Genomic DNA, 21,832 nt, shown 5'->3' on the forward strand with positions numbered 1-21,832 from the left:
GCACACGCCCAGCCGATCCGAAAGGAACCACCATGAACCACACCAGCACCCGTCTAGCAGTCGCCCTAGCTGCCTTCATCGACTTTGAGCGCCCCCACATTCTCCGCGCCGAGGTCGAACAGGCTATGCAGGACGCATCAGGCGCGGTCCATGACGGCAGACAGGATGAGGAACGCGTGAAGCCGATCCTCTTGCACTTAGCCAAAGCCGCCGTGAAGCTGAGCAAAATTCAGGCAGGGCAGACCGGGCCGCGAACGTTTGAAGGTGCCGTGCGAGCAGCCGGGCGAGCTTCCGCGAGGCTCAGGGAAATCGGCCTCTGAGCCTCAGCCCCCGTCGATCACGACGGGGGCATTTCTGTGTTCCCTCTCGATTTGCTACACCCCTATTTAGTGGTGTACTATTGAGACATAAGCAAGGCAAGCAACACAGATTGGAAACTTAATAATGAACAAGGTCATCACCCCCGGCGCAATCGCAGAATTCGCTGAAAAGGGCATCATGGACACATGGAAGGCCGCGCTTGCCGCGATCCTCACCCTGACCCCCATGAACACCGTGGGACTCTGGGGAACCGTGAACCCCTGGGAAACTCACCGCAAGCTCTGGACAGACCAGATCAACGCCAAGATCGAAGAGGCCAAGACCAGCCCAAAGGCCGCTGAACAGCTTGACCGCCTCAAGGTTCGCCTTGAGAAGTGGATCAGCTACGGCGAGACAATCGCCTGAAACGAGAAAACGCCCCCACCGCCAATCAAGGCAGTGGGGGCAATTTTCATTCCTCGTCGGACACTTCAACCTGTGCCCAATACTCAGAATCAGGGTGAGGCATCTGCATATTCTTGTCACACAGAGACTCATAGGTGACACCGCCGCGAATGGCGCGTTCACCCTTCGCGTAGCCGTCATGCTCACGAGAAGGCTCAAGCCACGGGATCGGGACGCCCTGACGCGAGACCTGCCGATAACCGGCCTCACCGGGCACAAGCTGATTACACGCCAACAGTGAACGGTAGAACTTACTTTCGTGTTCTACCGTGTCACCTAAACCCGGCGCGTCTAGCGCATATTCGGGGGCTTCCCACATCCGCCATTCGATAGGCTCAATGGCGAGCGCGTCACGATATTTGCCCTGAAGTTCGGCAAGCTCAGCGTTGAACGCGTCCTGAGTCTGACGCCGCGCCAACTCGCCCTGTGCCGAGTCGATCATGTCCTGAATCTCGTCACTTGGCAGAAAACTAAAATCCATCAGTGCTCCTTAGTGCTTTGGCTTGTAATCGTCAGGAACCGGCGTTGCGTCCGCTTCGGCTTCGGCAAGCCGCTTCGCCTTCGGTGTCGTGCCCACTCCGAAACGCTCAAGCACCTTCTCAACGCCCGGAATCGCCATTACACGGGCGACAATCGCCGCGACCAGGGCACAGGCCACAGACGCACCCGTTAGGGCCAAATAGAGCCATTCGGGAAGTTCAACGCCAGCTTTGCCCACTTCGTCAAGCACAATGTCAACGAACGGCGGCACCGCGACGAATACCAGCACCAGCGCGGGAATGAGCGTCTGAATGAAAGTACGCACCGACGCCCTGTTGGGGTGCTGTACCTGTGTAGATGTGTTCATGTTGTCCTCTCAGATCGAAAACAGGTCAATGAGGCTCAACACCAGGACCGCCCACCCAAACATGTAGGCAGGCAGTCCCAGCGCGAGCACGGCCCCCACAAGGGCCGCTGTAGGTTTCATCAGGTAACGGGATTCTTAAACGCCGCGTCCCATGTGGCGCGACCGGCGAGACCGTCAACCGGCAACCCCTGATCCCTTTGGAACGCGCGAATCAGTGCCTCAAGCTCCGCGCCGTACTTGCCGTCATTGCCGAACGACTTGAGGTAGGTGCCGCCCTTCTTCGCGTTCCACCCGCGCGCCACAAGCTGATTCACAAAACGCTTGTTCCACGTCGAATCAGCAACGCCCTTTGTCTTGCGTCCACCAATGCCCGAATGCGAGCGGTTCGGCCCCGAGCGAGGGCCAATGTAGCCGCCACTCTCATAAGGGAACGCGTAGGACTTGCCGGGAACCTTGCCCGTAGGCTTCGGCTTCGACGGGGCAGGCGTAGACCCTCCACCGGGCTTAGGCGAAGTTGTGCCGCCCTTCTTACGCGCGGCGTGCTCCGCGTTCACGTCCTTAACAAGCTGTTTGATTCGGCTTCCGTACTTGCCAGGGCACGCGGTGCTCTTCCAGTCCGAATGCTTGAAATACTTCATCGAACCGTGCTCTTCCTCAATATCGGCACAGAGCTGAACGAGAGTCGCCCAATCACCATCAGACATTTCAGGACGGCACTCAATGCCGATAGTCGAACCGTTACCAGCAGTCGAACCGGCGTGCCACGACGCGCGAGAATCACCGACAAGCTGAGTGACCCGTCCGGCCTCAGTCACATAGTGCGCCGACGAGTTGCGGTTAGAGGTGCCACCAGCGGCCCCGCGAAGCCAACCCACGACGTTAGCGAACTTCTGCCCCGTGCTACCCCAGTGATGAATCGTGATGCCTGTGGGCTTCGTGCCGTAACCGTAGTGCGAGCGCGTCGAACTGTTGGAAGAGCTCTTCGACTCGAATGTGTAATTTCGTGCCATGTTTACCCCTTTCCGGGCATGAGTAAGGGCACCCCCGAAGAGGTGCCCTTGAATTGAAAAAACCCGCCGTAGCGGGTCAAGTGTTATTCGTCTGCGAACTCGTCAGGCGGCAACGGCGGCGAGAACGGGAACGACTGTTTTTCCTTTGGTGGCAGACGCTCATAGGCGAGCCACAGAAGCGCGTAATTCGCTTCGAACCACGCAAGGCGAGCCTTCTGCCTATGTATCTCGTCAAGCCGAGACCGGGCGATTCCCTGCCACTGCGTAACGGCAGATTCCTCTTTCATCACCCGCCCCTGAATCCAGTCATAGGCGAGCTTGCCGAGCGCGCCGAGCAGAGCAACACCACCACCGCCGAGGATGAGCTTCATGATTTCTGAATCCATGCTCACCCCTCATCCGCAATAGCGTTTATCGCTTGCTCTTCAGCCCCTAGCCTGTACCAACGTTCAAATGAGAACAGAGTGAAAGCAACATAGACGAGTAGACCACCGCCACGGGTCCACGTAATCGGCACGTCGAACATGACTAACGCCTGACCGATCGACAGACACGAACCAGCAACGACGATTGCGAAGACGCCGAAACGTTCAACGTGGACGTATCCCGTGATGACGCCGAGCAGAGACACGAACCCGCCAAACACGAACACCGAACCCCACGCGATAGCGGGAAATGGTGTGTCAAAGAACGATGTTGTTGTGTGAGGCGGCGCGAGAACGTAGAACAGGCCCGACGCCAGAAACAGCACTGACCCGAGCGCACGCAAAAATCTAGATGTGCGGTTCATGGTCACCGCGTCAACGTGTAGGTGCAACCGTCAAACGGTATCCACGCATTCGCGTATCCGGGCGTGACCACCACACGCCCGTCCTGATAGATCGTGACTGTAGAGGTGTGCTCAGCGTTTAGGCCGCTATTTTTCACCAGGAACCTACGTTCCGATTTCGGGCGAAGCTCAGCGGGTAGATTCATAACGTTGTACTCTGTGCCAGCGTTAAAATTCTGCCCCTCGTACTTACCGGCGCGCTTTAGACGCCCCTCAAGATAAACGACTTGCCCAATCTTCACGGCCCCCGGCTTGGCACCATGACCAACCCACTGATACACGCCAGAGTCGGGACGAATATAGACGACTTCGGGATCATTGAGAGATTCCCAGCGCGTTGCCCCGCCTTCCGCGTTATTCGCGCCCCGAGCAATCACGATGTCTTTTTCGTCGTAAACGACTGCGACCGTGCCATAAAGGACCGTAGCGGGGTCCGGCAGGTCACCAACTCTCGTCACCGTGATTGTGGGCGCAACACGTGGACGGTAGCGCGTAATCGTCGCATCAGTGAGAAGCTGATTCGGCTTTCGGCCCACAGTCCACAGAAGCAAGTGCTCACGCCCTGATTCAGTGTTCAATTCGTTCGGGTACACCTTGACCGAAATTGGCCCTTCAGGGTCACGCGCCTTCAGCGGGTTAAGCTCCAACACCACGTAATACGTGGTGTCAGACAGTGGCATCGGGAAGTCAAGGCGCATATCTTTCAGAAGCCGGTGATAGAACCCCTGAAGCACCGCCTGAGCGGTTTCAGTTGTCGTTGCGACAGTGAGCTTCATCTGATTTGCTTGATTCGTTTCAGAGTCAGTTCCGAGCTTGCGCAACCAATACGGCCACCCGCCGTCATCTAGAATCCCCGATCCGAGCGCAAGCGTGATGAACTTCCACATTTCATCATCCACGGCCTGCCCTACGGCAGGGTAGGAATATTCCGGACCTTCTGGCACCGCGTATTCTGCCGAGACAAGCTCTTGCAGTTCCTCAATCAGAGCAAGGTTGCTCTCTGGTGTTGCATCAGCCATAACCGCCCCTTTCATCGTGTCTGAAGACCGCGAACGGCCTTCCAAAGTTTGTTGATTTCTTTCACGTCGCGGGGCTGGTCTTCATCCTCAGCAGTAGGGCCAACCTGCACTTTGACGGTGCGTCCGTTCTCGTCCCACGACACTTCAGCCATTTGCACCGTGTCAGTGATGTTCACGCCCGTGGACAGCTGCACTGTCACCGTGTCTCCAAGCCAGTAGTCACGCCCGAACATGCGCCCAGGCGTGTCGTTGACTGTCAACGACACTGAGGCGCGTTCCTGCCCTTCTGTGAGGGTGTCTGTGCCTGCCGCGTCCAATTCCTTTTGGTCATCAGTGTCACGGCGGTCTTGGAACTGCAACGACCTGAAGCCCCACGAATTCTCATTCCCGTGAGACAGTTTCAGGGTGCGTTCCGACCCCTCGCCCTGACCGGCCACAAGCACGGACGTGACCGTGGGGGCTTCGAGAGTGAACGAATGCGACTCAATGCCGCCGTTGCCATGTGACAAGCGGACGCGGCGCGCGAAGTCGCGGCCCTCAACGACTGTGAGAACCGAACGTTTCAGGTTGTCATCCTGCACAATGTCAACCGTCAACCCCGCTGTTTCAGCGAGCACCGCGACCTCATCAAGCACAGGTTTGAAACGACTGTTGATTGTCCCGTCAGGACCGTTTGCAACGTCCCCAATGACCAGGGGGCGGCGATACTCAGAACGGGCAGACGGGCCAACATTCGCGTTCACAAGATCACGAATGAGGACACCCGCCGCACCCTTCCGATTCCAGTACGCTTCCCCGCCCTGATCGTTTGCAGCCTTCGACGGGTCAGGTAGAGTAATCATGTCTTTCAGCCAAGTCATGTCAGACTCGCCCGTCAGTTCAGACGTGACCACGCCGCCCTCAGCGGTTTCAACGATCTTCAGGGGAACGCCCGACAACAGGCGTTCCCCCTCATCATGGATCGTGACTCGCCAATCCTTATCGAACCTCTGCCACAAGGCAGAACCGCCGTCCACCGTCAGACTGAACGTGTGAACACCATTACGGCGCAGCTTGCACGAACCACCAATAACCGGCAGGACACCACGCTTCACATAGTCATGAGTGAACATGAACGCGCTCATAGGCATACGATCACCACCCCGACCAATAGTTTTCGCGGTACAGGCACCGAACAAGACTGTTCGGTTTCGCGCCGACCATCGACATTTTGACTGTCTGCGTTCCCGGCTCAAGGCCGAAGAACACTGACGTTGTGGGCACGTGCTCCCACAGTTCGCCGTCAGGTTTCATTGGGGAAGTAATGTCTTGCCTGAGCGGGTTCGTTGTGATCGTCACCTGATCTTCGATTTCAGTCAGAACCTTGATTGATTGGCCCTTGTCGTTCTCAATAATCAGGTCTGATCCCGGCCCGTCCACGATCCATGTTGGATATGCGGGTGCATCTCCACCAATGTTGATTTCGAACTCACCCTGAACTGTGGAGGACGCGAGGACGATAGGCAGAAAAGGGGATTCATACCCGCCCGGCTCATCCGCGCGCTCCGACAGGAACCGCTTACGCAGACCCGTCAAACGGAAATCCGGCCCCTGTTCCTCACCGTTCCAATACTCACCAGGACACAAGAACTCCAAAACAAGCTTCTGCCCATTCGGAGAATCCTCACCCGCCCCATACATGCCCTCAAGCCCCGATTTGTAAAACCCGAACCGGGACCGATAAACACCATTCGAACGAGTCACACGAATCTCAACCTGACCACGCGCAAGCTGTTCCAACTTGCGCCGCAAATCCCAACGCTTCCGCTCAGAACCGCCCAACAGGATCGGCAGCTGCACCTCATGTTCCGACCCACGACGATGCTGAACCAACGACCCCCCAGAGGGGAGGGCCACAGTACTAATTTCCTGTGGCCGCATCCCCAAACCGGAAGACCCCTGCATCAATGTGAAATCAGCGTGCGAACCGTTAGACAGTTCCACGACCTCACCCGAGCCATGCAAAGACACTTTCGGGATGAACCTCAATTAACGCACCTCCAAAAGGTCTCTACGGCGACGAGTCGCCTCATATGAACGCATAGCCGCGTCAGGGTCAGGACCGTGGAAATGGAAGTGCTCTTCACCGCTACTGCCGCCCACAACATTTCCGCCCATGAGCGCGTCAGTGACACGCGACGGCAGAATGTATTCAGGCTTACGAGTACGGTTCGAAACCAACTGAGTACCAGGCTGAAGCACCCCGCCCTTATCAAAGAGCGTCGGGGTGACCATTCCGCCCGTGTCATAGTGGTTATGCGACTTCCAATAGTCACGCGCCTTCGTGACGCCGCCATAACGCTCATTCACGTACTTCATGAACGCGTCAAGCTGTTTCCAAACCGACTGTTGACGGATCGGATACACGCCATAATGACGCTGATTAGCTGCAATGAACTGAGGCAGACCCGCAGCAGTTGAGCGCGGGTTTTGAGCCTTCGGATTCCAGCCAGACTCACGAGAAATGATGTAGTCGAGAGCCTTCCAGCTTTCGCCAGTCACACCATTCTTCGCCGCCCAGACCCGGCCCTGCGCCTTAGCCGTGCCATTGACAACCATTTCCTTTGCGCCCGACCATGCATCAGACACAAGGCCGGTCACTTTGTGCAGGTTGTCCTTGATCCATTCGATAGGGCGATCAATACCCCACGATGCCGCCGACTTAACGACCTGACCGGCAGGACCGAACTTCTCGAATTGCCCTGTGAGCTTGTCTTTCATCTTCGTGAAAGCACCCGTCAGGAAATCGAGACTGATTCCGCCGCCGCCGTTATCCGTGCCACCACCAGCACCGGCAGTAGGACCACCGAATTTGCTGTTGTTAGCCCAGTGCACGTGGTTATAGTGCATTCCCTTAACAGGTTCGCCATACGTGTAATGGTTACCGTTTTTGATCTGACGGCCACCAGCAGGCGAGTGAATAAGCTCAGACGATTGACCATAGTTCGAATGAATGAAGTTGAATATCTTCATCATGTCGCCCATGTTCATTGAGCCACGGCCAGCAAGGTCAACAGCCTTACCCTGAGCGTGATACGAACCATTACCCGACGCCGTGCGAGCACCAGGACGATAGGACGATGTGAGGCGCGCCCACGGGAACTTCTCTTTAATGATTCCCCACAGGTTGTTCCACACCATGCCGCCCCCGGCATAGCCGGGAACCTCACCACCACCGGCATAACCGGGGATAGTGCCGAAACGGTTCATGTGGTCCAACGTGCCGCGCCCATAACGCCGCGTGAGCTTGCGCTGAGCCTGTTTCCTCAGAACGTATTCGTCAGCGTGGACAACACCGGCAGGCTGATACTTCCGCCCCGGCCCGGTGTAACCGCCCGTGTCAAAGCCCTTCGGCAGAGCCACATGCTTAGGCAAGTCTTTGTCCTTCATCTTGAAGAACGAACCAACGTCACGGAACTTGTCAATAATGCCCTTGTTAATCACCGTCTCGATGACGAACTTGATAGGCTTTTTGGCTACTTCCTTAACCTTGTCCCAAGCCTTGCCAATCGCATCTTTGCCCTTTTCGAAGGCGTTCGGAACGTCCTTCGTGATGAAATTCATCAGCGGGGTAAAGACTTTATCCTTTATGTATCCCCAGCCGTCACGCAGCAGATTCTTTACGCCGCTCCAAATCCCGTTCACGAGATTTTTCATATTCGTGAACGATTTCACGACGCGCTTCTGCACCCAATCCATGATTGGTGAAAAGACGTTCTGTTTAAGCCAAGTCCACCCAGCCGATAGAAGCTGTTTCACCAAGTCCCACACATAGCGGACCTTCTTCTGCATCACCTGGAACGGGGTAACGATCTTGGCCTGAATCCAATTCATGATTGGCTGAAATACGTTGACCTTCAGCCAAGCCCAAACCGCACCAATTGCCGTCTTGATTGCCGTCCACACGAGTTGGACAACAGCCTTCAGGAAGTTGAATTGCGCGACGAGACGATTCACGATGAAATTCACGATTGCGGTGAAAATTGGCTTGATAATTCCGTTCCAAGCCAGCTTTATGATTTGACCGATTAGCTTGAATACGAAAGATACTGTGGTCCAAATAAATTGGAATGCAGGCACCAAAACATTGTTGATAATTGCCTGAACCAGACCAAAGTAGAATTTGACGCCCGACCACCAAAGGCCGATCACGAAGCCAATACCGTCGAAAACCGGCTTAATGATGTACTCATACAGCCAAGTGAAAACGCTACCGATTCCGTCAGTCGTGGACTTGACCCCCGGCGCGACAGTGCCAGTGAACCAACCGACAACAACGTCTATCGCGGTCTTGATTCCGTCCCACGCCGGTTTAATAGCGTTCTCATACAGCCATGTGAACCCGGCCCCGATTCCGTCCACAGCGGCCTTGATTCCCGGCCACAGCGTGTTCATGAACCAATCGCCCACGGCCTGAGCCGCAACCTTGATCCCAGCCCAAACGGCATCCACGAAATCGCGGAACCAACCGATTTTCTTGTAAGCCATGATGAGGCCACCGACAAGCAGCACCAGACCGGCCACAATGAGGCCGATAGGGTTAGCCGTGATCACTGCGTTGAGCGCGGCCTGAGCCGCCGCCATACCGTTTGTGATAGCGATACGCGCCGCTCCGAGCAGTAGAGACCGTTGTTCGATCAGATACTTTGCCCACGACAGGGCGTTGCTAATCACTAGCACTGCGTTCCATGCGACGAACGCGCCAGCGATAGCACCAATCATCGGTGCCCAGTCTTTGAGTACGTCCCAAACCTTGCCGCCAGCGTCAGCGATAGTCTGAAAGATTCCGGGAAGGTCAGAGATACCCGCGACCAGCGCGTCAGCCATAGGCTTGATCGCAGGTGCAAGCTTTTTCAGCAGAGGCAGCAGCACGTCACCGACTGCATTGGAAATCTGGTCTTTCGCCATTTTCCATTGGTTGCCGAACGACTCAGAAGCCGATTCACCGGCCTTGATCATGTCTTCGAACGTCTGCCCGGTGCCGTTCTGTAGGACGCTCATAACGTCCTCAATGCTGATCTTGCCCTGAGAGGCCATTTTCTTAACCTCGTCAGTGGTAACACCGAACTTCTCGCCCAAACCGGACAAGATCGGCACACCAGACTCAGAAATCATGCTCAGCGAATCCATCATGGCGATACCGCCATTGTTGACGGCCTTCATCACGCCGCCCATAGCCTGATCAAGCTTCGTTGAGTCACCGCCAGCGGCAACAATCGCCTTGCCGACGTTCTCTAGAACGCCCGTAGCGTCCTTACCCTTGATCCCGGCGTATGCCAGCGACTCAGCAGCCTTCGTATAGGCCACATAGTCAATCGGTGACTTTCCGGCAACCTTGCGAAGATCACTGAGCGTTTGCGTGGCGAGCTTCGCGTTACCGTAAAGCCCCTGCATGACACGTTCTGAGTTGTCGCGTGCAACAGCATTCTTGAACCCGCTGACAACAGCCGCGCCGACCGCTGCACCCGCCGCGATACCAGCACCGACAGCGGTTCGTTTTGCGGCCTTGCCGAGACCGGCCATGAGCTTCGAACCGGCTGACCGGCCCGTCTTTTCGGCCTGTTTATCAACACCGCCGAACTGTTTGATTACGTCTTTGCCTAGCCCCTTTGAGGACACGGCCAAAGACACATAGGCATTTGCAAGCTCTACAGCCGCCACAAACCACCACCCCTTTTCCTGATCGTTGATTTGAGGTGGTGGTTAGTCGGTTTTCACACGACCCCTAAGCCATTCGTCAATTTCGTCCATCGTTGACGTTTCCGACACTTGATATTGCTTCGTGTCGGTTTCAGTGACGCCAGGACGCGGGATTGGCTTCGGCTTCTTGCCCTTTTTCCCGCCGTCGATCCAACGCCACAAGATTTGAGCGTCCAACTGTTCCGCCAAAAGCTGATTCGTCAGAGTCCATTCCCAATTGGGATTAAGAACCCGATAAATCGCCATACCCTCATGCGCGTGCTCCACGAAATCGAGCATGTCCCCGACCGTCAGACCGGACTCGAAAACGTAGAGGTCGCGGACCCTATAACCAATCGTCAGAAGGTCCGCGTTCAGCGCATGAGGGTGCTCTTTGACTAGCTCAATCAGTTGGAAGATTTTGGGGTGTTATCCCCACCTGCCTCACTCCACGCCTTCATGAAGTCGCCCAGTTCGTCGCTGTCCAGGTCAAGGAAGGCTTCAGACGTTCCCGGCGCGTACTCGTCCAGGAACTTACCGAACTTCGCCATTTCGCCCTCATCAAGCCCCGCCAGGATGCCAATGGGAATTGTGCTGATCTTCGGCAGGGTGAAATCGCCTTCGAATCCCTCAAACGGGAATGTGACCTGTGCGTACTGTTTCTTGCCCTTGCGCTTCGGTCCCATTGTCTTCTTTGCTGGTGTGGAGGTGGTCATGTGTGGTGTGTCCTTTCAAGAAAATTTGGTGGTGGCCGGGGGCATCATGCCCCCGGCCATAGGTGGACGCTGTTAGGCGTCCGGTGGTTCGAGTGCTTCGAGACGAGAAATAATGTCGTTGTACTGCTCTTCAGTACCGAAGCCGTCAGCACCATCGGCACCAGGTGCGCCCTTTGCGCCGTCCTTACCAGGCGTGCCAGGTTCACCCTTTGCGCCGGTATCGCCCTTTGCGCCGTCCTTACCAGCCGCGCCGGTATCGCCCTTGTCGCCCTTGTCGCCCTTAGCGGCCTTAGCCAGCCCAGCGGCCTCAATGCGATTCAGTTCAGCGGCGGTAATCGGCGTTCCGCCGTCCTCACCATCCGCCCACTTGTCAGGCTCAAATGCCATGACTATTCACCATCCTTAGAAAATGTGTTCGTGCCGGGAAACGTTGTGTCTCCCGGCGTCAGGCTTCCCCCGAGTCGTCACCGTCTCCGGCCTCAAAGTCAGGATCAGTGACGTACTCAATGAGGGTGTCGCCGTTCTCGTCCGGGTCACAGGACATGGTGACCTCATAGGAAATGGCCTCACCATCGACATACGAAATGTCACCAACTTCAGTGATCTGACCATTACCAATATCGAGACGGCGCGCGCCCCGGTCACCGTCCTTCATGTCAACGACCCACTGAGCCGAGCCAAGAGGGGCTTCGTTGCGTCGGACCTTGATAAAGCCCTTCGGGTCAACGGTCACGTTCTCTTCGCCAAAGACGGACTTCAGCACGAGAGCGCGGCGCGACTCAATGAAAGTGAACGACAGAGTTGTGCCGTATTCGGTCTGCACGGTGCGAACCTTGATACCGCCCCATGCGCGAATGTCCTCTGTGGACCGTTCCGAGGACTCCGAAACGCCGTCCTCACCGATGTACCCGGCAGACTTGTAAAATGCCTCAAGGGCCGAATCGGGGTCTGTTGGGCGTTCGGTGCCGAGGGGGGCGCGAAGAATACCGCCCGACACCTTCAGATTCGGCTTACCAACCGAAACGTTCATGCTTGCTGTTTCACCAGCCATTTTTTACTCCTTAAATCGCCCGTGTCAGGGCATGAAAAAAGCCCCGCTGAGGGGGCTTGATTTGAGTCGAAATGAGACCGTCGCCGTGTACCGGGCTTGACCCGATTCGTCCGGCAACTCAACAGGTGGCCCCCAGTCGCGGGGGCGATACATAGGCACCCCGCCGAGGTCATCCGCAATCTCGAAATAGGCGAGGACAACAGACCCCATGCCGTAGGCGCGAGGTGTTGATTTCGCCCAGAAATTGAGCGTGTAGGACACTTCCCGGATATGCCGATCGATCCGGTTCGATCCCGCGTCCTGCACTGTTACGAATTCGTCAGGGCGCGGGTTAGGGACCATCGACGCGACTGTGAGGCCGGTGTGCTCTTTCAGCCACGCAATCAGCATGGCTTTGCCGTCAGGGAACACGAGAGTTTCCATGTCACCTCCCGGCATTCAAGGCACGCTGTAAAACGTTGTCCTTCGACTGTTTGCGGCGTGCCTTTGCGGTTCGTGCGCCGACCGTGGCGCGAGCACGATTCTTGCTAGGCGATTCGTGGGCTTCGAACCCGTCCCCCGCCGCCTCAGCTACACGCTGAGCGCGTTTCATGAGGTCACGCTTCACGGCGGGATCAGTGCGCAAGGCACGAAACCCGGCGTTGTTGAGTTTGAGTTTTCGGCTCATCCGTCCACCCTCTTTAGAGTGATGACCGAGCCTTTCGGCTGACCCGTGAACGGGTTGAGCCAACGCGCAATCTCGCCGTCAACCTTGCAGCGGACACCGCGAACGGTCATCTCGTCCTTTTCGGCAACGGGCGAATCGAACGTGTCATAGACGTTGAAACCGTAGATAACCGCAGAGCGGCCTAGTTCGGTATCGACCTCATGCACGCGCGGTTCAATCGCGCACTTTTTGCGCTCAACATCCGGCCCCCATTCCTCAATGGGGTTGCCGTGTGCGTCCTCAGCACCGTCTATGAGTGGATGCAGGGTGACAGTCTCGCCGCCCCGGTGCCTCATGCTTCCCATAGCGGCCCCTCAAGCGTCAGATTGGCCCCGCAAGAGCACCGCGCGCCGAACGTGACCGAACACCAAGGCCGGTGATCCAACCCGCCTGTGTCTGCGATTTGCACGCCGAACGCCTTCTGCTGCCCCTCACCCAGCGAGCGACGTTCAGACTTCTTCAGGAAGAAGTCACCGTCAGGATTCGCAGGTGTGCGAGACTCACCAAACGGTCCGGTAGTCAACGATGAGGACGCCAGCCCCGCAAGGTCCGACTGTTCCGAGTCCATGCGCCGCTTCACAACGGCACACAACACCCGCCGCCGCGACGATTCAGACGCGCTCACGGCGGACGGGCACACGTCCAAAATGAACTGTGACCCGTCCTCCAAAAGTGTTTCTGCGTAGTCATCCGCGCCGAGCGGAAAGTCCGGCCATCGGGCCTTCAATTCGTCCAAAGTGGCGAACGGAAACGGCTGAACATCAGCCATAAACACCCCTTCCCCTGACCGGCCCCGGCACTAAGGCCGGGGCACGCGATCAGTTAATAGTCGGGAAAGTCTGTTCGCCGGGGAACGTGTGGTCACCCGGCGTCAGTCTTCCGGGGTATCAGCCGCTTTGATGATCTTTGCGAAGTTGCGGTTCAGTTCCGCAATGCCCCAGCCGTAAACGACCTCAGCGCGGAACGCGATTTCGTTGTTGCGCTTGAGGTCTCCCTGGCCGTCCGGGTCACCGTATTTGATGACCTCAAGGCCGATAGACTTCTGAATTCCCCAGCGAACGGCAGAGAAATCGCCAACGACCGAGAGCAGGCCCGAAGCGGGATCAATGACCCCACCCGCGCCGACAGTGCGAGCCGTGGCTGCGCTCAGCCCGTCGAACTGAGAAGCCGAGTTGCGGAACGAGAATTCGGGGTACATCTTCTGTGCCCGGTTACCGTTCGCGTCAACAAGACGCGTGCGCGAGATAGCCGCCGCGAATGCGGGATCAACAGCGATACCGTCAGGAACACCACTACCGTCAAGGACCAGCGCGGTAGCCTCATCAACAACGTCCCCGACCATAGACGCGTCAGCGTCAAACTCAACAGTGTTCTTAGTGTTGACGAGCTTCTGAGTCATAGCGGCGACAGTCTGACCGCTAACGGGGTTGACACCGTGGATCACACCGAAATCGAGTGCGCGAGAGAGGGCAGGCTGAATGAGATTCAGAATTTCCTGCACAACGCCAAGCTGGTGATCTTCGTCGGCCCACTGAACCTCTTCAGTCCAACGGACGGTCTTGTGGAACTTGAAAGGCTCATAGGTCTGCGAGGTCTTAGTAACGTCAGACGCACCCTTCTGCTGACCCTCACCGACATACTCAGCTTCGCCAATGTCGAAACTGAATGCCTCACCCTTACCGAACTTCATCGGCACCGAGCCTGAGAGGGTCGAAATTGCGGAACCGTCGTGAATGCGCTTCACCCACGGTTCAAATACCTGAGTTGGGAGTTTCAGGTCTCCGGTTTTGAGAACGGACATAGCTTGTCTCCTTAGTCTTCAGTTGAGAACAGGCCGCGCGTGAATTCGCGCAACTCGTCTACGGGCTGTTCACCCGGCGTGTTTGCCTGTCCTTCAATGACAGGCGCGGACGGTGCAAAAACGGCCTTCAGCGTTTCGGCGTGAGCCTCAAGCTCTTCCTTCGTTGTGCCACGCAATGCAGCGGCATCAACTTCGGTGCGCTTTGCAACTTCGGCAACGAGTTCGGCGTGCGCCTTTTCGGTGTCGATTGCGTCAAGCTTCGTTTTCATGTCCGAGTTAGCGGCCTCAAACTCAGAGAGGCGAGTGTTTGCCGCTTCGATTGCCTTGTCTCTTTCCGCAAGATCAGCTTGGGCCTTCTGCAAATCGTCATAATTTGATTTGCTCCGGTCCTCCCACTTACGCGAATCAGACTTCAGCGATTCGAATTGATCCTTGAGTTTGTTGTATTCCGCTTCATAGTCCATGACCATCCGCCTTTCTGCCGTGCGGCATAAAAAAGCCCCGTGCGGGGCTTCGAAATCTTTTGGTGTTATGCGCCTAATTGGTTGCGCATGAATTTGACAATGTCGTTCGTCTTGTCTTTAGCCGAACGAGTGTCACCGGCTGCGTTGATCCATTCGTACTCATTTTTGAGTCGCCCATCGACGCGGGACGTAATCACGTTCAGTTCAAGACCGGCGTTAACCTTTTCGCGCGCTTCCGCGTACAGGTCAAAGTGCTTATCGGCCTCTTTTGACAACTGCACTGAGTTGCTACGGGTCACAGTCACCACCCGACACCGGCAATTGTCGTGAAACTCTTCTCCCGACCGTTGCGCGCCGCGTGGACGAATGCCGCCTGACAGTTTGTGCTTGCCGATAGGCGATCCACGCCCAACGACCGAACCCGCCGAGTCAGCCGAGTACACCGCGCCGCGAGACGCGAGCATGGAACAGAACGCACAGCAGCCGACGCGGGGCACGCGTTGAGCGGAAAGACCGCCCTGCATCTCCGCGTTGCCGACCATCGTGTCAGCCGCCATTTCGGTCAAACGGCGAGTCAGGCCACCGGCGAGCATCGGCCAATCGAGCGAACCGTTTGAGGTGCCCCAACCGACCAGCGATTGCCAGTAAGAAGGGGGCATCTCAACAAACGATTCAGGCGAGATAGGCCGCTTGACCTCTTGCGCGTGCATCAGTTCGTCAAAGAACTGCGCGGACACCTCTGAGGACGCGGAACCGTACATGTTGCCCAGTTCCGGCATGGTGTCCATGAGGGCTTCGACCTGAACAGCCTTCGACTGATCCGAAACGGACCCAATCAGAGCGTTTAAGTCAGCCAGCGCATGAACACTCAGTTGGTCCAAAAGTGTCGCGTATCCGAGCGTTGTGGAGTACTCGATCACGGTTCAACCTGACGAACTACACCCGCGTTCGCCGCTTCCTGAACCTCCGGCGTGACCTGCCCCCGCTCCTGCACGCCGCGCATGAACTCAGACACCGTAGACCGCCGCTGATCTGAACGGATACGTTCGACCTGATTGTCATCGAATATCTGTTCCAACAGAACCGGATATTGCGCAAGGATCGGCATCTGAGAGGCGAGCTTCTGCACCGCGTCAGACTGCGCCGACAACGACTGAAACTCAGGATCAACGAACCGAGATGAAAGGCTCCAAGCCTCTTCAGGAACGTCCCTCAGCCCGTCGCGGACCATGACCGTGAGAATCGCAATCTCACGCACCGCGTCAGACAGAACGAACTTGTTCTGATAGGTCACGTCCACCAACATGTCGTGTTCGTTCGCGCGGATCGCCTCAGCCGATGACGGCTGATCGTGGATGATGCCCAACGATGACGGCGGGATACCCGTCTCACCACTGAACGCCATAGCTACCGTGCGCAACATGTCCGAATGCGGCGCCATAGACGCTTGCGACAACTGCGTCAGTTCCGGTTTCTCACCGTCTTGATCCTTCGTCAAAGCGATCAGACGATCCATAGCCAATTTGAACTTCATTGACTCCGACATTTGGCCGCTGAACGCTTCAGGATCGACGCCGAGCAACGCAATCTGAGGTGTTGAGTAGAACTCTGCGTTAGCTTCCATGCGAACGTAGGCACGCACGGCCATGTCGTTTAGAGCCATGACCGCGTTAGTCAACCGCGAGCGGCCGAACGGGCGGCGCAACTGCGGATCGTGTGTGACCGGCACCGCGAGCACGCGCCCAATCGTGTTGGGGTGACGTTTAGCCAGCCATCCCGAACCCTTCGTGTAGCTGCATTCCAACACCACGTCAGGCAGGTACACGACAAACTCCGTGGGCCGATCCTCTGAGAGATTGCCAATCGTCAACGCCGCGCCGAGGCGACGATTACGCCTGTCCCACAACGCCGCGCACGACTCAGCCGAATGCGCCTGAATCTGCACAGGGGCTTCACCGGCACGGCCCTTAGCGACCGTCACAAGCGACATGCCATGAGTGCCAGCAGACACAACCGACTGCGAGAACTCCAACGGGAAACGGTTCTGGGTGAAAATCTGCGACAGTTCGAACGGGTCATCAGACCCCGGCAGGCGTAGCCCTTCGAACTGGGAACGCATGGCCGGTTTCTTCACAGCCTGTGTTCCCCAGCCGAGAACAAATTTCGCCTTTTTCAACTGAGGTGGAAGAGCGATTCCAAGGTCTTTGAAAGCTTGCTCAGTGTCGTAATACAGCGACCGTTGAACATTCTTCGGCCACCGTCGCCGCCATTCCTCCAACAGTGATCGAATCGCCTGAACCTCAGCGGGATAAGCGTTCATCACAGTGAGGTTTGAAACGTCCTCTCTTGTCCAAGACATGCGCACCCCCTAAAGGAAAGATTGTTTGCGACCAGGACGCCGCTTAGATGTTTTCGCCCCGCCATAGGCGAGCGTTGCTGAATCGAGAAGAATCACTGAGCCGTCCTCAGTGGGGGCTTCCCAGCCGAAACCGCCGTTGCTGCCGATCTTGCGGCGTACAGCGGACTTTGCTTGAGCATCAAAATCGGGATCACCCGAATGAGTGACTTCCCCTTGAGTGACGGCGCGGTCGATCATTGAGTGATAGGTGATGACCTGATCCAGCGTCGGGACGAGGATGACTTTCGCGCCGACGCGCTCAGCCCGTAGAGCGTTCACGAGATAACCGACACCGCTCTTGCCGTCGATGACGATCTGCGCGGCGCGGTCTTTGCGTTCGACCAGGAAGTCGACCAACCATTGCGTGCCGTCAGTCATTGGAGCTTGTCGAATGCCCTCAATGTGGATTCGCCCATCGTCGGCCTTGATCGCACCGGACAGGCCAACCTCAGCCCCGTCTGCCGAGAACTTCACACCGAACGAGACAATGCCGTCTGTGATCGGTTCAGCAGCGCGCGCATCCCAAGAGGCAGCGAGGAACGCTTTACGGCCCTTCGACGCCTTATCCCAGATGCCCAAACCCTCACGCATGAACGACTGAATAGAACCAAGCATTTTGCGCATACGCAGAATTGCCGTCTCAGTCGTGCGGTGCGGGTAGGACGGGTTAGCCTTCGACCACTGCTCTCTGTCGTTCGGATTCGCGCCTTCGTCTGCGCCCATCTCCACATAGAGAACGTCCTCATCTTCACCCGACAAGGCCGCTTCACGTCGATCTGTGAAAACCTCACCAGGATCATTAGGGCGAGGCGGTGTGCCCATCATCAGCACAAGACCATTCGGTGCCGCGTTTGTGGCAGGCACCATATCTTCCATAGCTTTGAGGGTGAGGATCTGCGCCTCATCGAGCACGAGAATGTCCACCTGTTTGAAGCCACGACCAAACCCGTTTTCACGGGCACCGAACAGAATGCGCGAACCGTTTTTGAACTCGACTTCCTGCTCACCATTCGACCGGCGAACGCCCTTAACGAACGGCTTGACTGACGCGGATTCGGCCTTAGATGCCATATCGCGGAACGTCTCGTTATGCGTCCTAGCCCGGTGTGCGGTCCACAAGACCAGCAGCCCCGGCTTAGCCAAGCACAGCGCGAACACCAGACCGCCGATTGTGTACGTCTTGCCGACCTGCCGAGGAATCGACAACACCAGGCCACCGATACCGCACGCGTACATGCCGTTAGCGCGAAGCCCCGTACCGACCGTGCAGAGGTTCTTCTGCCACTTGTCAAAAGGCCAATCCATCTTTTCAAGCTGACGCGCGACCAACGGCCATTCAGTGCGCTCAACACCGGAAGGGATCACAAGATGTTTCGAGACCTCAGAGAGCTTGCGATCAAATGGCTTCTGGTCTGAAGGTGGACTCTGCGTTGACAACATTGTCGTTGCTCACCTCCACCTCTTCAGCCGCGTCTAGCTCAGCGACCATTTCCGCGATTTCACGCGACACTTCCAACTGACGCCGAGACACAGACGCAATATCCCGCGCAAGTGTCTTCGGATCATCCATAACCTTCGCCAACCGACGATGAATAGCCCTCAACTCGTCCAGGCGGTCGCCATGAGCGACAGCAGCCGAGATAGACGCATAATCAACACGATCCTTTTTCTTCGTCATGACACCCCCTTAGAGAGCCGTTGAGATGTGGAAAAACTGTCCATAATGTGGAAACAGACTCAGGGAGAGAACGCAATGCCGGGGGAGCGAAGTCTGCGAGTTGGGGACCGGGTACCCCCTGGGGACTCCCGATTTCTTACCCCGGTTTTTGTACCCTCGATTTACCCCGAGTTTGTACCCCGGTTTCTTACCCGGTTCGTACCCGTGTTTCTGTACCCCCGTGGGAGTGTGTCTGTACCCCGGTGGGATTACCGCACTCTCTGTTCCCGGTTACCCGTGTAAGTGGGATTACCAGGTGCGGGATACTGTGCGGAATGTTGCCGCGTGAGTTACTGCGTCAGTGTCAAGGGCGAATGGTGACCTGTGTAGGCTGACCCGTTCAAAGGCGGTGATGCCGTGTGTGTAGACAAAGCGTTTAGCCTCACTGTTGATCATGTGTTCGACTTCCTCAAGGGTTGTCTCTTTGCCTGTCACTATCTTGATGATGAACTGTCGCATGTTGTCCTCTCGTCACCAAGGAACGCGGGTAGTTGGTTGCACTCTCTTAGGTGTGCGCCTCTTGCGTGTCTTGCCTGCACCCTTTGTCTGATTGCATAGGCGGCAGATGATGTGCACGTTGTCTATGGTGTCTGTGCCCCCGCGTGCATAAGGGATGATGTGGTCTGCCTCTGCACTGTTGGGTCTTTGGGGTGTGTCATAGTCCAGGTGTGTTCGGCAGTGTGGGCAGTTGGTTTGCCCGTTCGCTAAGGCTCTGCGAATGGCTTCGGCTCTGAGGCGTCTCCACTTGCCTGTCCCGGTGCGCGAGGTTGCCATGCCTCACCACCTTGACTGTTAGATCATCTGGTCTAGGGCGTGCTTCGTTGCGCCTACCTGTGTGACTATGCCTGTGTGTTCGGTGGTGCCAATGACGATGCCCTGCCCGTTGCCGTCAAGCCTTTGCAGGACACCTATCACAATCACGTCTGTGAGTATGTCGCCGTCATCTGTGTCCAGGTGAACGGTGTCATTACCTACTGTGATGTTCATGCCTCACCGCCTGTCATGCTTGGATGAGTTCAGCCTGTGTGACTCTGGTGTAGCTGAGTAGGGCTAGCACCTGTTTGTCTGTCATCTGCCCAGGACTCAGGGCGACAACAGTGTCAGCGTAGAACCCTCTACCGCCGTACATGCTCACGGCAATGAACGTGAGGTATCCGCCCGTGTGAGTGGTGATGGACTCTTGCCCGTTCGCGCGCCTGATCTTGGATACCGCCTCATCGTTACTCATGGCGTCGGCAATGGTGCGGAACGCGAATGAGGACTGCCTCACCGTGGGGGCGACAATGACAATGCGCTTACCGTTGTGGAGGTCTGCTATCAGTCCGTCAATGATGTAGCGGTTCATGGTGGCTTACCTTTCGGGCATGACAAAGCCCCCTCAACCTCAGCGGGTCAAGGGGGCTTCTGTTCGTGGGGTGCTACTTGAGCATGACCCAATATTCTTCGTCAGCGTCAATCGAATACTCATTGACGATCACTGCATCAAACTCTGAACCCTTCGGGACTTCGAACACCCAATCACCCTTAGCAGTGGTGTTGTTGTTCTGTGTCTCACCGGCAGGCTGGTCATGTGCTTCTGTCAGGTTCGGGGTGTAGTAGTCACCATCATCACCGAGCGCGGAGAACACTTCACCGTCAGAGAACACCAATTGACTTTCAAGCGTCAACGACTCTGGGACACCTGACGAGTTGGTTTGTTCATAGGTGATGTGAACGAACTCGTTGCCTTCATCGGGTTTGGCATCGACCTTCTCAGGTGCGTCCATATCGTCACCGGAATAATAGGCTTCGTTGTCATCGGCATCTTTGAGGACATCAACTGTCTCAACGCCTGTGACTTTCACGTCCCAGTGATAAATGGTGCTGTCCTCATCGAACGTATTGACGCGGAACTGGTCACCGAGCTTGATAACGTCATCGTCGCTCATGCCCTCTTCGTCGCCGGTGCCCTCTACCTCTTCGGCTTCGGCCTGTTCGGTTTGAGGTGAGTCTGTTGTGGCGTCTGCAACTTCAGTTGTTGCGTCGTTTTCTTCGGTGCCCCCGCATCCTGTGAGCAGCAGGGCGGTAACGGCGGCAAGTGTGGTGATTGTTTTCTTCATGACCTCATCATATCTTCACGTGTAGTAGTTGGTTGCCCCGGCCCGTGAACCACCACAGACACGAGCCGGGACATTCCCCGTTCGCGCCAGTTCAGGCAAGCGTCACGGGGACAATTGAGTGCACCCCACTCGAATAGGCACAACATCTAGTCGTGGGGTGCATCGTGCGACCGGCAGGACTCGAACCTGCATCGTCCTCATCCCAAACGAGGTGGGTTACCAATTACCCCACGATCACAAAATGCGGAGTAGGCGTGTAGCGACGCCTCGTTCTTAAGTATCCAAGTAGGCGTAGAGCCGCAGACCTTGCCAGGCTACCTGTGACTTTTCCTCTACCTAGTCGCGCAACGGGACATGCCCTTGTACCGACTCGGAACCTCCGCACCGTGGCAACGCTTGGACTCGAACCAAGGGCCTTCCGCTCTTCAGGCGGACGCTCTACCAACTGAGCTACAGTGCCATGCCCCTGAGGGCAGCGGTTTTGGTCTGACCGGATACCGCTAATCCGCTCTGTGCCGGGGGCAAGATTTGAACTTGCACTGTATGGGTTTTGAGTCCGTTGCCTCTGCCTTTGGGCTACCCCGGCGTTTGCCCGTTTGCTAATCGCCAGATCACAAACGGGCATTAAAATAACCCCTCAAGCTGTACCAGGGCTTAGGGGTTTGGTGCGGTTCGAAGCAGTGAATTTACTT

At 56.6% G+C, this 21,832-nt stretch carries 29 protein-coding genes and 3 tRNA genes; 2 read left to right on the plus strand and 30 right to left on the minus strand.

The features are described from left to right. Positions 1-32: 32 nt before the first annotated feature. Both BSP239C_RS15745 and BSP239C_RS15750 read left to right on the plus strand, forming a co-directional pair. Positions 33-320 (plus strand): hypothetical protein, encoded by a 288-nt coding sequence (locus tag BSP239C_RS15745; protein ID WP_101574309.1) that lies wholly within the window; start codon positions 33-35, stop codon positions 318-320. A 124-nt stretch (positions 321-444) separates the two neighbouring features. Beyond that, complete coding sequence (locus tag BSP239C_RS15750; RefSeq protein WP_101574310.1) at positions 445-726, plus strand: hypothetical protein; 282 nt, start codon at positions 445-447, stop codon at positions 724-726. Between the two features lie 46 nt (positions 727-772). Here the strand turns inward: BSP239C_RS15750 and BSP239C_RS15755 are convergent, their stop codons facing one another. The 30 genes from BSP239C_RS15755 to BSP239C_RS15905 form a co-directional block, all read right to left on the minus strand. Beyond that, complete coding sequence (locus tag BSP239C_RS15755) at positions 773-1,246, minus strand: hypothetical protein (RefSeq protein ID WP_101574311.1); 474 nt, start codon at positions 1,244-1,246, stop codon at positions 773-775. 9 nt (positions 1,247-1,255) lie between these two features. Further along, positions 1,256-1,612, minus strand: a complete 357-nt coding sequence (locus BSP239C_RS15760) for a hypothetical protein (RefSeq protein WP_101574312.1) — start codon at positions 1,610-1,612, stop codon at positions 1,256-1,258. Positions 1,613-1,731: 119 nt separating this feature from the next. After that, positions 1,732-2,622 carry an N-acetylmuramoyl-L-alanine amidase gene (locus tag BSP239C_RS15765; protein ID WP_101574313.1) on the minus strand — a complete coding sequence of 297 codons (891 nt, stop codon included), beginning with the start codon at positions 2,620-2,622 and terminating at the stop codon, positions 1,732-1,734. Positions 2,623-2,705: 83 nt separating this feature from the next. After that, complete coding sequence (locus tag BSP239C_RS15770) at positions 2,706-3,008, minus strand: hypothetical protein (RefSeq protein WP_101574314.1); 303 nt, start codon at positions 3,006-3,008, stop codon at positions 2,706-2,708. Between the two features lie 2 nt (positions 3,009-3,010). Then, complete coding sequence (locus BSP239C_RS15775; protein ID WP_145997470.1) at positions 3,011-3,418, minus strand: hypothetical protein; 408 nt, start codon at positions 3,416-3,418, stop codon at positions 3,011-3,013. Beyond that, positions 3,415-4,470 (minus strand): hypothetical protein, encoded by a 1,056-nt coding sequence (locus BSP239C_RS15780; RefSeq protein WP_145997471.1) that lies wholly within the window; start codon positions 4,468-4,470, stop codon positions 3,415-3,417. Before BSP239C_RS15780 ends, BSP239C_RS15775 begins: the two co-directional genes overlap by 4 nt. 11 nt (positions 4,471-4,481) lie before the next feature. After that, positions 4,482-5,594, minus strand: coding sequence for a siphovirus ReqiPepy6 Gp37-like family protein (locus BSP239C_RS15785; RefSeq protein ID WP_180959065.1), 1,113 nt, complete (start codon positions 5,592-5,594; stop codon positions 4,482-4,484). A gap of 10 nt (positions 5,595-5,604) precedes the next feature. Then, complete coding sequence (locus tag BSP239C_RS15790) at positions 5,605-6,309, minus strand: hypothetical protein (protein ID WP_145997472.1); 705 nt, start codon at positions 6,307-6,309, stop codon at positions 5,605-5,607. 189 nt (positions 6,310-6,498) lie between these two features. Continuing rightward, positions 6,499-10,170, minus strand: a complete 3,672-nt coding sequence (locus BSP239C_RS15795) for a tape measure protein (protein ID WP_101574319.1) — start codon at positions 10,168-10,170, stop codon at positions 6,499-6,501. 42 nt (positions 10,171-10,212) lie between these two features. Then, positions 10,213-10,488, minus strand: a complete 276-nt coding sequence (locus BSP239C_RS15800) for a hypothetical protein (protein ID WP_145997473.1) — start codon at positions 10,486-10,488, stop codon at positions 10,213-10,215. Between the two features lie 107 nt (positions 10,489-10,595). Further along, positions 10,596-10,904: a hypothetical protein gene (locus tag BSP239C_RS15805; protein ID WP_101574321.1), complete on the minus strand. Its 309-nt coding sequence runs from the start codon at positions 10,902-10,904 to the stop codon at positions 10,596-10,598. Between the two features lie 72 nt (positions 10,905-10,976). Then, the gene (locus tag BSP239C_RS15810) at positions 10,977-11,291 is read right to left on the minus strand and encodes a collagen-like protein (protein ID WP_101574322.1); all 315 of its coding nucleotides are present in this window, start codon (positions 11,289-11,291) and stop codon (positions 10,977-10,979) included. 58 nt (positions 11,292-11,349) lie between these two features. Beyond that, positions 11,350-11,955, minus strand: a complete 606-nt coding sequence (locus BSP239C_RS15815) for a phage tail protein (protein ID WP_101574323.1) — start codon at positions 11,953-11,955, stop codon at positions 11,350-11,352. A 24-nt stretch (positions 11,956-11,979) separates the two neighbouring features. Continuing rightward, positions 11,980-12,378, minus strand: a complete 399-nt coding sequence (locus BSP239C_RS15820; protein ID WP_145997474.1) for a hypothetical protein — start codon at positions 12,376-12,378, stop codon at positions 11,980-11,982. Between the two features lies 1 nt (position 12,379). After that, positions 12,380-12,622: a hypothetical protein gene (locus tag BSP239C_RS15825; protein ID WP_101574325.1), complete on the minus strand. Its 243-nt coding sequence runs from the start codon at positions 12,620-12,622 to the stop codon at positions 12,380-12,382. Next, on the minus strand, positions 12,619-12,966 hold the full coding sequence (locus BSP239C_RS15830; protein ID WP_101574326.1) for a hypothetical protein: 348 nt from the start codon (positions 12,964-12,966) through the stop codon (positions 12,619-12,621). Before BSP239C_RS15830 ends, BSP239C_RS15825 begins: the two co-directional genes overlap by 4 nt. Continuing rightward, positions 12,954-13,430, minus strand: a complete 477-nt coding sequence (locus BSP239C_RS15835; protein WP_101574327.1) for a hypothetical protein — start codon at positions 13,428-13,430, stop codon at positions 12,954-12,956. Before BSP239C_RS15835 ends, BSP239C_RS15830 begins: the two co-directional genes overlap by 13 nt. Positions 13,431-13,532: 102 nt before the next feature. After that, positions 13,533-14,462: a phage major capsid protein gene (locus BSP239C_RS15840; protein WP_101574328.1), complete on the minus strand. Its 930-nt coding sequence runs from the start codon at positions 14,460-14,462 to the stop codon at positions 13,533-13,535. Between the two features lie 11 nt (positions 14,463-14,473). Further along, positions 14,474-14,926, minus strand: a complete 453-nt coding sequence (locus tag BSP239C_RS15845) for a hypothetical protein (RefSeq protein ID WP_145997475.1) — start codon at positions 14,924-14,926, stop codon at positions 14,474-14,476. Between the two features lie 65 nt (positions 14,927-14,991). Next, positions 14,992-15,846 (minus strand): hypothetical protein, encoded by an 855-nt coding sequence (locus BSP239C_RS15850; RefSeq protein WP_101574330.1) that lies wholly within the window; start codon positions 15,844-15,846, stop codon positions 14,992-14,994. Then, the gene (locus BSP239C_RS15855) at positions 15,843-17,246 is read right to left on the minus strand and encodes a phage portal protein (protein ID WP_180959066.1); all 1,404 of its coding nucleotides are present in this window, start codon (positions 17,244-17,246) and stop codon (positions 15,843-15,845) included. The genes BSP239C_RS15850 and BSP239C_RS15855 overlap by 4 nt, the downstream gene beginning before the upstream one ends. A gap of 48 nt (positions 17,247-17,294) precedes the next feature. Continuing rightward, entirely contained in the window at positions 17,295-18,764 is a 1,470-nt protein-coding gene (locus BSP239C_RS15860) for a hypothetical protein (RefSeq protein ID WP_219618914.1), read from the minus strand. Continuing rightward, the gene (locus tag BSP239C_RS15865; protein ID WP_101574333.1) at positions 18,721-19,002 is read right to left on the minus strand and encodes a hypothetical protein; all 282 of its coding nucleotides are present in this window, start codon (positions 19,000-19,002) and stop codon (positions 18,721-18,723) included. The genes BSP239C_RS15860 and BSP239C_RS15865 overlap by 44 nt, the downstream gene beginning before the upstream one ends. Positions 19,003-19,512: 510 nt before the next feature. Then, positions 19,513-19,815: an HNH endonuclease gene (locus tag BSP239C_RS21385; protein WP_101574335.1), complete on the minus strand. Its 303-nt coding sequence runs from the start codon at positions 19,813-19,815 to the stop codon at positions 19,513-19,515. A gap of 18 nt (positions 19,816-19,833) precedes the next feature. Next, on the minus strand, positions 19,834-20,028 hold the full coding sequence (locus tag BSP239C_RS15880) for a hypothetical protein (RefSeq protein ID WP_101574336.1): 195 nt from the start codon (positions 20,026-20,028) through the stop codon (positions 19,834-19,836). Between the two features lie 13 nt (positions 20,029-20,041). Next, complete coding sequence (locus tag BSP239C_RS15885) at positions 20,042-20,386, minus strand: hypothetical protein (RefSeq protein WP_101574337.1); 345 nt, start codon at positions 20,384-20,386, stop codon at positions 20,042-20,044. 73 nt (positions 20,387-20,459) lie between these two features. Then, the gene (locus BSP239C_RS15890) at positions 20,460-21,140 is read right to left on the minus strand and encodes a hypothetical protein (protein ID WP_101574338.1); all 681 of its coding nucleotides are present in this window, start codon (positions 21,138-21,140) and stop codon (positions 20,460-20,462) included. 165 nt (positions 21,141-21,305) lie between these two features. After that, a tRNA-Pro gene (locus BSP239C_RS15895) sits at positions 21,306-21,378 on the minus strand. Positions 21,379-21,527: 149 nt separating this feature from the next. After that, positions 21,528-21,600, minus strand: a tRNA-Phe gene (locus tag BSP239C_RS15900). 53 nt (positions 21,601-21,653) lie between these two features. After that, a tRNA-Leu gene (locus tag BSP239C_RS15905) sits at positions 21,654-21,726 on the minus strand. Positions 21,727-21,832 lie beyond the last annotated feature (106 nt).

This window comes from Brevibacterium sp. 239c (assembly GCF_900169365.1).
GTDB lineage: Bacteria > Actinomycetota > Actinomycetes > Actinomycetales > Brevibacteriaceae > Brevibacterium.

Excerpts from the sequence above, each read along its gene's own strand:
- BSP239C_RS15855 (WP_180959066.1), bottom strand. The coding sequence starts at position 17,246 with ATGAACGCTTATCCCGCTGAGGTTCAGGCGATTCGATCACTGTTGGAG.
- BSP239C_RS15800 (WP_145997473.1), bottom strand. The coding sequence starts at position 10,488 with ATGCTCGATTTCGTGGAGCACGCGCATGAGGGTATGGCGATTTATCGG.
- BSP239C_RS15835 (WP_101574327.1), bottom strand. The coding sequence starts at position 13,430 with ATGGCTGATGTTCAGCCGTTTCCGTTCGCCACTTTGGACGAATTGAAG.
- BSP239C_RS15865 (WP_101574333.1), bottom strand. The coding sequence starts at position 19,002 with ATGACGAAGAAAAAGGATCGTGTTGATTATGCGTCTATCTCGGCTGCT.
- BSP239C_RS15815 (WP_101574323.1), bottom strand. The coding sequence starts at position 11,955 with ATGGCTGGTGAAACAGCAAGCATGAACGTTTCGGTTGGTAAGCCGAAT.
- BSP239C_RS15805 (WP_101574321.1), bottom strand. The coding sequence starts at position 10,904 with ATGACCACCTCCACACCAGCAAAGAAGACAATGGGACCGAAGCGCAAG.
- BSP239C_RS15845 (WP_145997475.1), bottom strand. The coding sequence starts at position 14,926 with ATGGACTATGAAGCGGAATACAACAAACTCAAGGATCAATTCGAATCG.
- BSP239C_RS21385 (WP_101574335.1), bottom strand. The coding sequence starts at position 19,815 with ATGGCAACCTCGCGCACCGGGACAGGCAAGTGGAGACGCCTCAGAGCC.
- BSP239C_RS15825 (WP_101574325.1), bottom strand. The coding sequence starts at position 12,622 with ATGAGCCGAAAACTCAAACTCAACAACGCCGGGTTTCGTGCCTTGCGC.
- BSP239C_RS15810 (WP_101574322.1), bottom strand. The coding sequence starts at position 11,291 with ATGGCATTTGAGCCTGACAAGTGGGCGGATGGTGAGGACGGCGGAACG.
- BSP239C_RS15755 (WP_101574311.1), bottom strand. The coding sequence starts at position 1,246 with ATGGATTTTAGTTTTCTGCCAAGTGACGAGATTCAGGACATGATCGAC.
- BSP239C_RS15840 (WP_101574328.1), bottom strand. The coding sequence starts at position 14,462 with ATGTCCGTTCTCAAAACCGGAGACCTGAAACTCCCAACTCAGGTATTT.
- BSP239C_RS15880 (WP_101574336.1), bottom strand. The coding sequence starts at position 20,028 with ATGAACATCACAGTAGGTAATGACACCGTTCACCTGGACACAGATGAC.
- BSP239C_RS15745 (WP_101574309.1), top strand. The coding sequence starts at position 33 with ATGAACCACACCAGCACCCGTCTAGCAGTCGCCCTAGCTGCCTTCATC.
- BSP239C_RS15820 (WP_145997474.1), bottom strand. The coding sequence starts at position 12,378 with ATGGAAACTCTCGTGTTCCCTGACGGCAAAGCCATGCTGATTGCGTGG.
- BSP239C_RS15785 (WP_180959065.1), bottom strand. The coding sequence starts at position 5,594 with ATGAGCGCGTTCATGTTCACTCATGACTATGTGAAGCGTGGTGTCCTG.
- BSP239C_RS15765 (WP_101574313.1), bottom strand. The coding sequence starts at position 2,622 with ATGGCACGAAATTACACATTCGAGTCGAAGAGCTCTTCCAACAGTTCG.
- BSP239C_RS15830 (WP_101574326.1), bottom strand. The coding sequence starts at position 12,966 with ATGGGAAGCATGAGGCACCGGGGCGGCGAGACTGTCACCCTGCATCCA.
- BSP239C_RS15885 (WP_101574337.1), bottom strand. The coding sequence starts at position 20,386 with ATGAACCGCTACATCATTGACGGACTGATAGCAGACCTCCACAACGGT.
- BSP239C_RS15770 (WP_101574314.1), bottom strand. The coding sequence starts at position 3,008 with ATGGATTCAGAAATCATGAAGCTCATCCTCGGCGGTGGTGGTGTTGCT.
- BSP239C_RS15780 (WP_145997471.1), bottom strand. The coding sequence starts at position 4,470 with ATGGCTGATGCAACACCAGAGAGCAACCTTGCTCTGATTGAGGAACTG.
- BSP239C_RS15750 (WP_101574310.1), top strand. The coding sequence starts at position 445 with ATGAACAAGGTCATCACCCCCGGCGCAATCGCAGAATTCGCTGAAAAG.
- BSP239C_RS15760 (WP_101574312.1), bottom strand. The coding sequence starts at position 1,612 with ATGAACACATCTACACAGGTACAGCACCCCAACAGGGCGTCGGTGCGT.
- BSP239C_RS15860 (WP_219618914.1), bottom strand. The coding sequence starts at position 18,764 with ATGTTGTCAACGCAGAGTCCACCTTCAGACCAGAAGCCATTTGATCGC.
- BSP239C_RS15890 (WP_101574338.1), bottom strand. The coding sequence starts at position 21,140 with ATGAAGAAAACAATCACCACACTTGCCGCCGTTACCGCCCTGCTGCTC.